This window comes from Aquimarina algicola, assembly GCF_006443095.1.
In the GTDB taxonomy this organism is placed as follows: Bacteria; Bacteroidota; Bacteroidia; order Flavobacteriales; family Flavobacteriaceae; genus Aquimarina; species Aquimarina algicola.
This window is the reverse complement of the sequence record NZ_VFWZ01000002.1, coordinates 1,289,902-1,303,869: the sequence shown is the minus strand read 5'-3', so window position 1 is coordinate 1,303,869 and position 13,968 is coordinate 1,289,902. Positions and strand designations below refer to the sequence as shown.

Sequence of the window (13,968 nt, the reverse complement as noted above, 5' to 3'; positions counted from 1 at the left end):
CTAAAACTATCTTAATACTGTAATTGTTCCTTTTCTAACTATCTCGTTATTTCTTGTTATGATATAATAATAGATAAGCTCTCTGGCATTTGATGCTGACTCTGTAGGCCAATCACCATTATAGCCTCCTGATTTTTGAAAATCGAGCTTTCCTCTAGAATTATATATCGTAACTTCTACATCTGAACTATTGAACGATTCTGGTAATTTCCAACTATCGTTTCTACCAAAACTACCATCAGGAGTAATCACATTTGGAATCAATTCTGAAACTCCTCCTCCTACACCAAAATTAAAAGGTGCAGACTCTATGATACAATCTGATAGTGTTATTTGTACTGTATATGTTCCTCTTTCTGTAACTTCTATCGAACTACTTGTTGCATCTGCAATGGGTTCACTATTCAAAAACCATTGGTACATAAAGCTAGCATTATCAGTAACACTTAGGGTTACTGGTTGATCCGGTGCAGGGTTTTCTGGAAATGACTCTATTTCTACAGTGTCTGATAAAATCTCTACAGTTAATTCATTGGATGAAATTGTACTTATTCCTGAACCGGTTAATGTTCCTTCTAATACATATATATCTCCAACATCACTTTCTGTAACAGCCAATGTTGTCCCTGTATCTCCTGTAGATGTTCCATTTCTGAACCATTCAAAAGCAAAGAATGAATATTGATCTACTGTAAGAGGTATTTGCCCAACTGTGGCAACTTCTCCAAAAATATTTTCTATACCTAAGGTACCTGTATTCTCTTCACAATCAAGAACATTTCCGATTTGAATACTGTAATTGTTAGTAGTATAAACAACTGTTTCGGCACTTAGAGTATCCATACAAAAATCATTTGCAAAAACATCTGCTCGATATACTCCTGAGGTAGATACTTCAATAGACAATGCCCCTGGGTCTGCAATTGACACTGGGGCTCCTTCTATAGATACTCCATCTCTAAACCATTCTATGGTACTTCCTGGTGGAGCATCAGTTGTTATTTCTAGGGTTATAGGAGGTTGCGTCGGCAATAAAACAATCTCTGGAGGGGGTTGTGTTAGAATATTCGACCCTAAATTAATTACTTCTACGGGGTCTGTATTTGCATCACAAGTATTTGTTCCTATAACACGTACAGCATAAATTCCTGCAAAATTACTTTGTGGTAATTCTAATTGGTTTCGGTTTTCTCCTACTATTAATTCACCATCTTTAGTCCATTCATAATCTAAATCTCCAGATCCTGCAATAGGGGTTATTGTAGTAGTAAGTATTTTTACATCACTAGGACAAAATTCTTGACGTAGCCCACCATTTATAACAATTGGAGTAGTATCAAAATTTATTAAGACAACATCATCACGAGCAACTGTTCTAAATTCATCATTACATGATCCAAATTCTGCAACTACCTCATAATCGCCCGGTTCTGTAACTTCTATAGAAGTACCGGTTGCTCCCGGGATTGCAGCTCCATTAAAAAACCACTGATAATTAGGAAGATTTGTAGGAGATACTGTAAGTGTAGCTGTTTCACCAGCACATAATGCTACAATCCTAGAATTTGGATTAGGACCTGTGATCTCCACTCGTTCTGTACTGTCGTAAAAGAATATAGAAACACTATTATTAGTTTGACCAACACCTCTGTCGTTTGGACTTCCTTCCATCCTATCAAATCTAATTCTCATTCTAAAATCATCACTACGTAAATCTGAAGGGATAACAAATGAAGGAAATTCTATAAGACCACCTGATGATGGTATTTCTACAGCTAGTGTAAACTCTGTGAGCACTCTAACATTATCTGTAGGAAAAGTTCCCGTTTCATCTGACAATTCTAAAGTAAATACAGTTCCTGCCGGAAAACGTTCTGTTCCTTGAGCCCTTACAATTCTTTGATCCAAAAGAGGCTCTGTAGCTGTTGCAGGTCGAACACAAATTCTATCTGTAAGACTTGTACCAGCGGCATTTGTAAATCTAGGACGAGTAGTTTGACCCACAGCATTCTGTACAGACAAAATTAATGCCAATATAAAGACAAGTGACGATATGGGGTTAAGTTCTTTTCTCATGGTATCACACTCAAAAATTTAAGGTGAACAATTGATTATCAACTTTGCGATTTGGGGCGCTTGTTAATAATATTGTTAATATATTTTTTACCAAGTCATAAAATTATAAATTAAATATTTATATCAAACTAAAATTTGATATTTTTTTGTAATAATTTTCTGACTTCTAGTTTGTTGCACTATTTTAATGATCATTTATTTAAATTAAAACAGCATGTTAATATATATAAAAAATTGTTAATCAGTAAATTATTGAGCAAAAAAAAGTGTTTTTTTTACTTAATTTTATGCTAAATATGCTTCACAAAATCTAATATTTAAACTCGTCAAATTTCAAAAAAGCGTATGTTTTTTTCATTTTGCAGTGCATTTTATAGCGTGTTAAACGTCTTAAAAAAGCAATTATTTTCGATAAAGTGTAAAAAACACTGTTAAAATATGTTTTAAAAGTTAGATAAATCGGGGGTAAAAATCACTCATACTTTGTACAAAAAAAATAGTTTTTAAACATAAAAAAAGCATCAAGAAAACAATTTCCTGATGCCTTTGTTATTTTTATATGGTGTAAAGACTACTCTTTTGTTTCTGTAGCTGTAGAATCCTCTCCATTTAGTTCTTTAAGAATAATCTCTGTAAGATCTAATTCTTTTTTACCGTAAAGGATATTGCTTGCTTCTGTATCACCGTAGATATATGTATACTCGTTTTTCTTACCATACTCTACAATAAAATCTTTTACTTTATTGATGATAGAGTCAATTTCGGCCTGGCTACCTTTTTGAATTTCTTGCATTTTGGCTTGCTGTTCTTTCTGAAGTGCCTGTTGCTTAGCCATCAATTCTTGCTCCTTCTTTTGTCTGTTGACAGGAGACATTGATTTTTGTATGTTTTGATATCCTTGTACTTCAATCTGAAACTGCTTTGCTTTTTCTTCGAGTTCTGCTCTTACCTCATTATTACGTTTTGTCCATTTCTCTTGGGCAACTTTCATTTCTTTGAAATCAGAAACAACTTTTGTATTATTTACATAACCTGTTTTCTCTATCTGTTGTTGATTACAAGAAGCTAAAAACAAAACAACTCCTGCAATTGCTAAAATTTTTTTCATTTTTTAAAAAAGTTAAATTCTGGGCAAAAATATCAAAGTTCGTGTGATGTTATCTACTATATTTTTTAAAATAATAAACTATAAGTAAAAACAATCATTTTTAAATATAAAATATAAAAAATCTATTAAAAAGAAGCTAAAATAAAGCGTTTTAAGCGTCTTTAATAAAATTCTTATGGTTTCCTATGTTATACAGATCAAAAAAGCTCAAAAACATCATTAAAACTAAAATTAGGTGTTTTTGAGTATATAAATATGTGAAGAATACTCTCCAGATTTCTTTCCTTTATAATTGGATCGTAATCCTATCCAAAAAGCATTCAAAAAATTCATTTTTCCTTTTTTATATTTTTCAGACAAAAGTGATACATAAAAAGAATCAAATTTCATTGGAAGTGTTTTTTCTAAAACTAGGTCATGCTCTTTAAAAAGAGATTCAATTGATTTTTTAGAGAAATGCCATAGATGTCTTGGTACATCATAGGCAGCCCAAAAAGATTTATAATATGATGCATCGTATGATTTATAATTAGGCACCGCAATAATGATATACCCATTTTCTTTTACCAAGCGTTTAAGTTCTATAAGCTGATTCATTATATCCGGAACATGTTCCAAAACATGCCACATTGTTATTACGTCAACACTTTTGGATTGTAATTCTGATGTTTTAGTGATTAAATCAACTCCTTTCTGTTTTGCTAATTTTTTAGCTTGATCACTCGGCTCTACTCCCTTTACATCCCATCCTTTGTTTTTTGCAGCAATCAAAAAATCACCTGTACCTGCTCCTATATCTAAAAGAGATCCTGTTTTTTTATTTAAATCAAAAATAAGTTTCACTTTTTTGCGTAATGCATATTCTTTCACAAAATGATACATTTTTTCAAAAAGTGATCTTTTTGCATCGGTATGCGAAATATAATCTTCACTTTCATAATATTTAGCAAGATCATTTACTTCTGGTTTAGGAGAAGTAATTAACATATCATATTTCTTGTCATGAAGCAGTTGAAATGTTTCTCCCGAAACGGTGTGATCTTTACATTCTATAAAAAAGTCTAAAACGTGCTGGTCGTCCATTATTTTACAATTGGTCTAAAATAGTCTTCTTTTTTAATATTATCTCTAATTTCTATTAATAGCAATCGTGTCTTGTTATAAAACAAAGATTTTGGAGAAAGACAATTATTACCTCCTTGATCCATTATTTTAATTTGTACAAATGTAATGGCGCCTCCTTCTTTATCTTCCGGGCGACCATTGTCATCAAAAAACATTGGTGTAAAATCTAAATATTCGTCATTGTCGAGCTCAAAACTTACTTCAACATCAAACTCAATATCATAATTGTCAAACAATTTTGAGGTAAATGATTTCAAAACCTGATCATCTTTTAAAGAAAATTGCCTGCGTAAAGAGTACTTTGCACCTGGAACACTCATTTCTGGTTTGAAAAGAAAATAAATATCTTCTGAATTTTTTTTACTACTTACAATTTTGTATTGATCTACTCGCTCAACATTTTTGATCGGAATACAAGAATATAATATCAAGCAAAAACAAACTATTTTAATTACATTCATTATTGGAGAGTACCTTTATTATATTTCAAATATGTTCTAAATTTCATTTGTGTTTAAGAAGTCAATTTAACTATACTCTCAAAATGTTCCACGTGGAACTACTCTTTTGTATTATCGTATAATTCTATATTTAAGATTTTTTGAAGGGTTGTCGCTTTTCTAAATGCCTCTTCGTAGTTATTTGTTCTATATAGTGTAAAATTTCTATTGTCTGTAAAAAATCGAACTACAATATTATCGTGCCTTTCTTTGGTTCCGATTGCAGCAATTGCACCCCATTCGTTATTTATACTAGAAGATGTAGAAAATACAGAAATATAATCAGGATACTCTAGCTTTAATGCAGTACTAAATATCTTGACACCAAATACTGAAAAATGCTTACGATTTAAAAAATTTTCTTTTATTTCATAAGAGATAGAATATCCTAACACAACCATTGAAACACAGAAAAATAATATTCTTGGAATAATCGACCCTGTACTTACCAATAATATTAAAACACTAAATACTGCTACAATTACGGACAGTATTTTTGCTTTTAATGGTTTTTGTTGTTTAAAAACTTCACTTTTCATTATCTACCCATGTATACTAAAAGTACAGAAATATCATTTGGTGAAACACCGCTGATTCGAGATGCCTGAGAAATTGTAGTTGGTCTTATTTTTGATAATTTTTCACAAGCTTCAAATGACAACGACTTTAATTTTGTATAATCAAAATTTTCTGGGATTTTAATATTTTCTAATCGGTTTAGCTTATCAGCATTATTTTTTTCTTTTTCGATATACCCAGAATACTTTACCTGAATCTCTGTTTGTTCTAAAACTTCTTTATCTAAATTATGTTCTTGTATATACGCTTTAACTTTATTAAACTCTTTTACATCTTCTAAAGTAATTTGAGGGCGTGCAAATAATTTAAACAATTTGCCACTTTGACTCATTGGTGAAGATTTTTTTTCTTCTAAAACTGGATTCGCTTCATCTGGAGAAATACTGGTGTCTTTAAAAAACTGAACAAAAGCATCAGATTTTTTTTGTTTCTCTTCCATCCTATTCATTCTAGCATTAGAAGCTAAACCAATTTCATGTGATTTTGGTGTTAATCTAAAATCTGCATTGTCTTGTCTAAGCAGTGTTCTATATTCTGCTCTCGAAGTAAACATTCGATATGGTTCTTCAGTTCCTTTGGTAATTAAATCATCAATTAACACACCTATATACGCTTCACTTCTTCTCAACATAAATGGGTTTTGTTCTTTTACTTTTAAAGCAGCATTTATACCGGCAATCAATCCTTGCGAAGCTGCTTCTTCATATCCAGTTGTTCCATTAATCTGTCCCGCAAAAAACAATCCAGATATTAGTTTCGTTTCTAGCGTGTGTGATAATTGTGTAGGAGGAAAATAATCATATTCTATTGCATAACCAGGTCTAAAAAATTTTACATTTTCAAAACCTGCAACAGATTTTAATGCTCTAAATTGTACATCTTCGGGAAGCGAAGTAGAAAAACCATTTACATAAACTTCTACTGTATTCCATCCTTCGGGTTCTACAAACAACTGATGTCTTTCTTTGTCTGCAAACCTATTAATTTTATCTTCTATAGAAGGGCAATATCTAGGCCCTATACTTTTGATTCTACCATTAAACATTGGAGAACGATCAAAACCTTCTTTTAATAAATCATGAACTTGAGGAGACGTATAGGTCATAAAACAAGATCGCTGTTCTGTCAATGGTTTTGTTAGATCCAAATAACTAAATTTTTCCGGATGATCATCGCCAGGTTGTTCAACCATTTTAGAATAGTCCAATGATCTACCATCTACTCTTGGTGGTGTTCCTGTTTTCATTCTTCCCGAATCAAAACCAAAATCTATAAGCTGTTCTGTAATTCCTGTTGCAGCTCTTTCTCCTGCTCTACCACCACCAAATTGTTTTTCTCCTATATGAATCAAACCATTTAAAAAAGTACCATTTGTTAACACAACAGTTTTGGCTTTTACTTCGATACCGAGAGATGTTTTAACTCCAACGATCTTTTCATTTTCTACCAGAAGACCGCTTACCATTTCTTGATAAAAATCAAGATTTGGAGTTTGTTCCAAAAGTAATCTCCATTCTTCTGCAAAGCGCATACGATCACTTTGTACTCTTGGACTCCACATCGCAGGTCCTTTTGATTTGTTTAGCATCTTGAATTGAATAGCGGTACGATCACTAACAATACCACTATACCCTCCTAGTGCATCGATCTCTCTAACAATTTGTCCTTTCGCAATACCTCCCATAGCAGGATTACAACTCATTTGCGCAATGTTTTGCAGATTCATCGTAATCAACAAAGTGCTACAACCAAGATTCGCAGCTGCAGCTGCAGCTTCACTACCGGCATGTCCTGCGCCCACCACTATTACATCATATTCTTTTTCAAACATAGCAAACATATTATTGTTCCACGTGGAACATTCTAATAATATTCAATTAAAACTATTATTGTTCCACGTGGAACAATAATAGTTTTTCATCTTCTTTTTTTCTCATCAAAACACTTTCTTCCTCACTCTTATCTTTATATCCACAAAAATGAAGTACACCATGAATGATAACTCTTCGTAATTCTTCTTCAAAAGAAACTGAAAAATCAACAGCGTTTTCTTTTACACGTTCAATAGAAATAAAAATATCCCCATTAAGTTCACTGCCTATTGTGTTATCAAAACTAATAATATCAGTATACGTATCATGATCTAAATAGTCTTGATTGATTTTTAATAAATATTCATCGTCACAAAAGATGAAATTAATTTCTCCTATCTTTTTGTTTTCTGAATCCGAAACCAATTGTATCCATTTAGAAATATTTGATTCTTCTATTAGTTTAAAATCGGTTTCAGAAAAAAAATTAATCATACTGTTTCTTAAAATATTCTTGAACTTTTTGTTTGTGATTTTGCCGCAAAGGTAATACTTGTCTATTTAATATTTCAGTAGTATTGAAATATTGTTTTGCACGCTCCAAATCTTGATTGGTTTGATTGTTGTAATCGCGAAGATTTGTTTTACTTTCTCTTTTATTTTCTTCTCCTTGTTGCAAATTAGCATCTTCGAGTTTGAGGAGTTCATGTTTTAAATCTACCATTTTTCGCAGTGTGTTTTCATTAAATCCTTTCTCCAAAAGTTCCTGTTCTATTTGTTCCATTTTGTTTAATAAACCACTTCCTAGTTTATTACTTATTCCTTCTTTCTTAATTCTATCCCTTAATGCATTTCTCAACTCTACCTGTCTTTTATAAATTTCATACAACTCGCCATTAAGGTCCTCATTACCTTGGTTCTGTCCGTTCTTACCGTTCTGATCGCCTCCCTGCTGATCACCACGTTTACCTTTCCCATTCTTTGAACCTTTACCTTTTTTTCCTTCCTCGCCTTCTTTACCTTCATTACCTTCACTCCCTTCTTTGCTATCTTTGCCCTGTTGATCTTTTCCTCCTTTTTGCCCTTGTTGTTTCTTCATACCCTCACCCATTTGCTCATTAAGCTCTTCTTGGTTTTTGATGATATCAGGCAATTGAAATTCATTTTTGCCACCCTTACCTTTTCCTTTTCCAGAAGAAGCCATACTGTTTTGCATTTGATCCAAAGCTTGGCTTAACAGATATGCAAGTTCATTAGATCCTGTGATTGTGTATTGTTGATTAGCGGCACCTTGTATCACTTGATTTTCTGATAATCGCTCCAAAGACTTATCAATATTAAATTGAATATCTGTAATATTTTCTATGACCTTTTCTGATATCTGAGGAGTTCTTAGGGCCAAAGCATATAAACTATCATCGATATGAATAAAGTTTTCTCGTAATACACTTTGCTTTCTCAACCTTGAAGAATATGCAGGATTATCTATACTAATGTTTTTAAAGGACTTCATTAAGCTCTCCTGCTCCATAGAAAAATCAACAAGGTTATCTAATATCTGTCTCAACATTTCCATATCTTCCATCTGCTGATCTCCACTAGAACCTTGCATTTGCATCTGCATCGCATCACTCATTTCTTTCATTTTTTGAGCGGCGCTTTTTTGATTTTTCTTTGCTTCAGATTGATTTTTGTTCTCTAAATTTTGACTAGCTTCTTTCTGTTCATCATTAATTTTTTCCTCATCATTTTTGTTCTGACCCATATCCATGGGTTTCTTAAGTTTGTCATTTTGCTTTCTCAGTTCGTTCATTTCTTTTTGAAATTCTTCAAACTGTTTATTCAATTCATCCTGCTTTTCTTTTGTATTATTTTCATCATTTTCTTCAGAAAGTTTCTCTTGTTCTTCAGAAAGTTTCTTTAATTCTTTAGAAAGTTTTTGATGCTTTTCTGACACATAATATCTTTTTGTCAACTCTAAAAGTTGTTCTAAATTTTTCTTTACATTCTTATTTTCTTTACCTAGCTTTTCCAGCTTTTGAGTCAGCTCTTCTTTCTTAACCTTATCCGATAATTTTTCTATTTCTTCAAGTAGTTTTTCATTCTTTTTTAACCGTTCAGCATTACGTTCTAATCTTTCTTTTAATGCATCTTTGAATGGTTCTTCTTCTTTGTTTTTATTAAATTCGTCAAGGTTTTCTTTTAGCTTTTTAGAAAAATCTTGCATCATCTTCTCTTGCTGTTTTTGTCTTTTTAAAAAGTCTTCTAGTTTTTTCTTGTCATTAAAATCTAAAGCTTTCTTTTCTTTTTGAAGCCTACTCAAACTCTTTAATTCTTCATCTTGCTTTTTGAACTTATCCAAAGATTTGTTTAAACCGGAAATAGCTTCATCTTGTTTTTTTAAGAGTGTCTTTTCTTTTTCTTCTTGTGTTAACTTCCTAAAATTAAAAACCTGACTTTTTGTTGCTTTATAATTATTCACTTGATCATTATCAAAAACCTCAAAATAAAACGCATAATTACTTCCTTCTTTTAGGTCTAATTCTGAAGGAAACGCATAAATAAATTCATCAAAATTAGATTGATTAATTTTTAATTCTTTTATCTTTTTTTCAGAATTTTCTTCAGCCTCATAATATACAAGCCTTAATTTACTCAACCCATAATCATCACTCACTCGTCCAAAAAAATATAAAGTTTCATTGTTGATACTATCTTTTTCTGACTTTAGATTTAATTCTGGATATTGATCTTTTACGACATTAAGACGAAAAGAAAGATTATCATAATTCTCTATGTTTTGATTAGATGTTGTTATTTCATAATCAAAATTTGATAACACACGTTTCTTATACGAGAAATCCTTACCGTCCTTTTTTAATGAAATTATAGAATCTTTGGTTTTTAAATCTACTCGATCTGTATTTCTGGTATGTACAATCCAATTTACTTTTGTACCCTCAGGAATTGTAGCATTACCAGAACTTTTTAAAACCTCATCTTTTTTTCCGGTATAACCAGGATAATCAAGATTCATTTCAAAAAACAATAAAGCAGGAATAGGAACAACTGATAAATCATACGGAGTAGAATTAACGTCATTTGCAGTAATAAAAAATTCTATTGATTCTTTTGGTTGGACAAATGTATATTCAAACTCTCCTACTCCAGTATTTTTAAGGAAATATACTTCGTCATTGTAAGTTATCGTAGCATTATCGGGAACAATCTTACCAGTAGTTCTTATTTTTAGAATAAAATCTTTGTTTTCGAAAGCATTTAAATCTTTGTTTACAACAAAAAATTGAAAAGGAGCTGGAGGCTCGTAAGCAGTGTCGTAATTTACTACTCTATCATAACTATCTGAAATCCAATCTGTTTTATTAAAGATGTATAAAATCACAATAATACCAAATGGTATAGCAGCATATTTAAGATATCTACCGTTTTTCTTGAAATTAATAGCTAATTTAAAAGGTATAGGCTTGAGTTGACTCGATTTTTGTTCAATACTCGCTAACAATAAAGACGATGTTGAAGAGTTTTTACTAAGTTGTAACAAATTAAGTAATCGATCACTTACTTCAGGAAAGTGATTTCCAATAATAGACGATGCTTTTTCATAACTTATACCTTTGGTAAGTTTAAATAACTTTAATATAGGTACAAGTATAAATTTTGAAAACAAACCAGCTTCTACAATAATAAATAACCAAAACAAAATCGTTCTACCAACACTATTCAACCATAAAAAATACTCTATCAAAAGTGTCAACAAAAAGTAAAGAATACCAATACTAAGAAATAATATAATTCCTTTTATCAGTTCATTGATATAATATTTTTTGATAAACTGTTCTAATTTATCTTTTATAAAGTCAAAATTATCCATCTTATAAAGTCTAATCTTTTGATTAACTTATAAATCTACAATTTTATTTGCAATAGAATTGTTATATTTATAATAATTCAATCCCCTAAAAAATAGGTTGTTATGAGAGATTTAAAGTATATCTGTGCCTATACTATACCAATAACTGCTATTATTGGGTTATGGTTGCAAGATATTTATACTTATTTCACTCCTATCTATGCCTTTGGATTTATACCAATTATAGAGTTATTCACAAATGCTTCTACCGAAAATCTTGATAAGGAAAGTAAAACTTCAAAAAATAAAAATATACTTTTTGACTGGATGTTATATTTAAACATATTTATTGTTTATGGTGTTCTTATTTATACTTTGGTCACAGTTACCCATACATCATTAGAAACCTTTGAACTAACCGGAATTATTATTTCTACAGGAATTGTATTAGGAACAAATGGAATTAATGTTGCTCATGAATTAGGACATCGTTTTACCAAAGAACGGTTTATAGGTAAAGCTTTATTGCTACCCTCATTATACATGCATTTTTATATAGAACATAACTTTGGTCATCATCAAAAAGTTGCTACAAAAGAAGATCCTGCAACTGCAAAGTATAATCATCCTGTTTATTTATTCTGGATTACCTCTACCATTGGTCAATACATAAGTGCATGGAAAATACAATTAAACCTTCTCAAAAAACAAAACAAATCCTTTTTCTCATTCAAAAATGATATGTTATGGTATATATTTTTTATCCTAATATATCTTTCTACAATTACATATTTCTTTGGCATTCTTGGTTTGAAGACCGCTATTCTAAGTGGCATTGTAGGGTTTCTTCTTCTTGAAACTATAAATTATATAGAACATTACGGATTAAGACGATCTAAAACTAATACGGGAAGATATGAGCGAGTAAGAGAAATCCACTCATGGAATTCTAATCATCAACTCGGAAGAATATTGTTATATGAACTTACACGACATAGCGACCATCATCATCGAGCATCAAAAAAATATCAAATCTTAGATCATCATGATCAAAGTCCACAACTTCCTTTTGGGTATCCAACATCTATGGTTTTGGCACTCTTACCACCTATTTGGTTTTTTATAATGAATAAACGTGTTCCACGTGAAATGAAAACTGCTAAAAATACTTAGAAATATATCCTATATAATACTTACCAAATCATTTTTTGAGCCTATATAAGATTGTATCTTTGCAAGTACTATACATTATTTAAGATTAAAACACATAATCATGACTGATAACATTAGGGTACGATTTGCACCAAGTCCTACCGGACCCTTGCATATAGGTGGTGTAAGAACTGCATTATTTAATTATCTTTTTGCCAAAAAGCATAACGGAACATTTATACTAAGAATTGAAGATACAGATCAAAATAGATATGTACCAGGAGCTGAAGAATACATAAAAAAAACACTTGATTGGTGTAAAATTCCTTATGATGAAGGACCAAATAAGGACAAAGGTTTTGGACCATATAGACAAAGTGAACGTAAACATATTTATAAAGAATATGCAGATCAACTCATCAAAAATGGATTTGCATACTATGCATTTGATACTACAGAAGCCTTAGATATACATAGAAAAGAACACGAAGCTGAAGGAAAAACATTTATCTATAACTGGCATAACCGAGAAAAACTTACTAATTCTTTATCGTTAACTCCAGAAGAAGTTGATCACAAAATTAATTCCGGAGAACCATATGTCATTAGATTCAAATCTCCAAAAGATGAAACTCTGTATCTTCAAGATGAAATTAGAGGAGATATCAAAATCGATACTAATATTCTAGATGATAAAATTTTATTCAAAAGTGATGGTATGCCTACATATCATCTTGCTAATATCGTAGACGATCATCTTATGAAAATTACGCATGTAATTCGAGGTGAAGAATGGTTACCATCCCTACCCCTACACTATTTATTATACAAATCCTTAGGATGGGATACTCCAAAATTTGCTCATCTTCCTTTAATATTAAAGCCGGTAGGAAAAGGAAAACTAAGTAAAAGAGATGGAGATAAAATGGGATTCCCAGTGTTTCCATTAGAATGGAAAGATCCTAAAACAAATGACATTTCTTCAGGATATAAACAAGATGGATATCTACCGGAAGCTGTAATCAATATGCTTGCGTTTTTAGGTTGGAATCCCGGTACAGAGCAAGAATTGTTTTCTATAGAAGAACTCATTAAAGCGTTTGATCTAAAAAGAGTAAATAAGGCAGGTGCTAAATTTGATCCAGAAAAAACAAAATGGTTTCAACAACAACATTTACAAAGAAAAGATAGTGACACACTATCTAATGAATTTGCTGAACTATTATCACAAAAAAATATCGAAACAAAACTCGATCTTACTACAATCATCAATACTGTAAAAGAAAGAGCAACCTTTACAAAAGACCTTTGGGATTTATCTTCATTCTATTTCTTATCTCCATCAGAATACGATCAAAAAGCTATTAAAAAGGCATGGAAAGAAGATACTCCTCACCTTATGCACGAATTAACAAGGATTCTGAATGATATTACTGATTTTAGCGAAGACAATGTAACTACAACCGTAAAAGCATGGATCACTGGTAAAGAAATAGGTTTTGGTAAAATTATGATGCCTCTGCGTATCGCACTTGTTGGTTCTCTACAGGGCCCGGATCTTTTTCAAATCGCTGCTATGATCGGAAAAGAAGAAACTATACAAAGAATAGAAAATGCTATAGAAAATAATTAACATATCTTACTCAACAATCAAGATTTTTATTTACATAGTTTTATATACCCAACCCTGAAGAGAGATTAGTATTATAACTTTCTTCAGGGTTTATTTTTTAGAGATGTAACATT

The 13,968-nt window shown here is 31.2% G+C and carries 10 protein-coding genes; 2 read left to right on the top strand and 8 right to left on the bottom strand.

Going from position 1 to position 13,968, the window contains the following annotated elements; all coding sequences use genetic code 11:
* Positions 1–6: 6 nt before the first annotated feature.
* The 8 genes from FHK87_RS09765 to FHK87_RS09730 all read right to left on the bottom strand — a co-directional run bounded on the left by FHK87_RS09765 (position 7) and on the right by FHK87_RS09730 (position 11,091).
* A complete protein-coding gene (locus FHK87_RS09765) occupies positions 7–2,076 on the bottom strand; it encodes a T9SS type B sorting domain-containing protein (RefSeq protein ID WP_140592489.1) in 2,070 nt (689 codons plus the stop codon).
* Between the two features lie 571 nt (positions 2,077–2,647).
* Entirely contained in the window at positions 2,648–3,184 is a 537-nt protein-coding gene (locus tag FHK87_RS09760; RefSeq protein WP_140592488.1) for an OmpH family outer membrane protein, read from the bottom strand.
* 231 nt (positions 3,185–3,415) lie between these two features.
* Complete coding sequence (locus FHK87_RS09755) at positions 3,416–4,267, bottom strand: class I SAM-dependent methyltransferase (protein WP_140592487.1); 852 nt, start codon at positions 4,265–4,267, stop codon at positions 3,416–3,418.
* Positions 4,267–4,740: a hypothetical protein gene (locus tag FHK87_RS09750; RefSeq protein ID WP_140592486.1), complete on the bottom strand. Its 474-nt coding sequence runs from the start codon at positions 4,738–4,740 to the stop codon at positions 4,267–4,269. The genes FHK87_RS09755 and FHK87_RS09750 overlap by 1 nt, the downstream gene beginning before the upstream one ends.
* 128 nt (positions 4,741–4,868) lie before the next feature.
* The gene (locus FHK87_RS09745) at positions 4,869–5,348 is read right to left on the bottom strand and encodes a hypothetical protein (RefSeq protein ID WP_140592485.1); all 480 of its coding nucleotides are present in this window, start codon (positions 5,346–5,348) and stop codon (positions 4,869–4,871) included.
* A complete protein-coding gene (gene mnmG / locus FHK87_RS09740; protein ID WP_140592484.1) occupies positions 5,348–7,219 on the bottom strand; it encodes a tRNA uridine-5-carboxymethylaminomethyl(34) synthesis enzyme MnmG in 1,872 nt (623 codons plus the stop codon). Before mnmG ends, FHK87_RS09745 begins: the two co-directional genes overlap by 1 nt.
* A gap of 55 nt (positions 7,220–7,274) precedes the next feature.
* Positions 7,275–7,694 (bottom strand): rRNA maturation RNase YbeY, encoded by a 420-nt coding sequence (ybeY, locus tag FHK87_RS09735; protein ID WP_140592483.1) that lies wholly within the window; start codon positions 7,692–7,694, stop codon positions 7,275–7,277.
* On the bottom strand, positions 7,687–11,091 hold the full coding sequence (locus tag FHK87_RS09730; RefSeq protein ID WP_140592482.1) for a DUF4175 family protein: 3,405 nt from the start codon (positions 11,089–11,091) through the stop codon (positions 7,687–7,689). Before FHK87_RS09730 ends, ybeY begins: the two co-directional genes overlap by 8 nt.
* Before the next feature lie 102 nt (positions 11,092–11,193).
* Between FHK87_RS09730 and FHK87_RS09725 the strand changes: the two genes are divergently transcribed.
* Both FHK87_RS09725 and gltX read left to right on the top strand, forming a co-directional pair.
* Positions 11,194–12,243: an alkane 1-monooxygenase gene (locus FHK87_RS09725; RefSeq protein ID WP_140592481.1), complete on the top strand. Its 1,050-nt coding sequence runs from the start codon at positions 11,194–11,196 to the stop codon at positions 12,241–12,243.
* A 100-nt stretch (positions 12,244–12,343) separates the two neighbouring features.
* On the top strand, positions 12,344–13,855 hold the full coding sequence (gene gltX / locus FHK87_RS09720) for a glutamate--tRNA ligase (protein ID WP_140592480.1): 1,512 nt from the start codon (positions 12,344–12,346) through the stop codon (positions 13,853–13,855).
* The last annotated feature ends 113 nt before the right edge of the window (positions 13,856–13,968 follow it).

Excerpts from the sequence above, each read along its gene's own strand:
- FHK87_RS09765 (WP_140592489.1), bottom strand. The coding sequence starts at position 2,076 with ATGAGAAAAGAACTTAACCCCATATCGTCACTTGTCTTTATATTGGCA.
- FHK87_RS09760 (WP_140592488.1), bottom strand. The coding sequence starts at position 3,184 with ATGAAAAAAATTTTAGCAATTGCAGGAGTTGTTTTGTTTTTAGCTTCT.
- FHK87_RS09755 (WP_140592487.1), bottom strand. The coding sequence starts at position 4,267 with ATGGACGACCAGCACGTTTTAGACTTTTTTATAGAATGTAAAGATCAC.
- FHK87_RS09745 (WP_140592485.1), bottom strand. The coding sequence starts at position 5,348 with ATGAAAAGTGAAGTTTTTAAACAACAAAAACCATTAAAAGCAAAAATA.
- mnmG (WP_140592484.1), bottom strand. The coding sequence starts at position 7,219 with ATGTTTGAAAAAGAATATGATGTAATAGTGGTGGGCGCAGGACATGCC.
- ybeY (WP_140592483.1), bottom strand. The coding sequence starts at position 7,694 with ATGATTAATTTTTTTTCTGAAACCGATTTTAAACTAATAGAAGAATCA.
- FHK87_RS09730 (WP_140592482.1), bottom strand. The coding sequence starts at position 11,091 with ATGGATAATTTTGACTTTATAAAAGATAAATTAGAACAGTTTATCAAA.
- FHK87_RS09725 (WP_140592481.1), top strand. The coding sequence starts at position 11,194 with ATGAGAGATTTAAAGTATATCTGTGCCTATACTATACCAATAACTGCT.
- gltX (WP_140592480.1), top strand. The coding sequence starts at position 12,344 with ATGACTGATAACATTAGGGTACGATTTGCACCAAGTCCTACCGGACCC.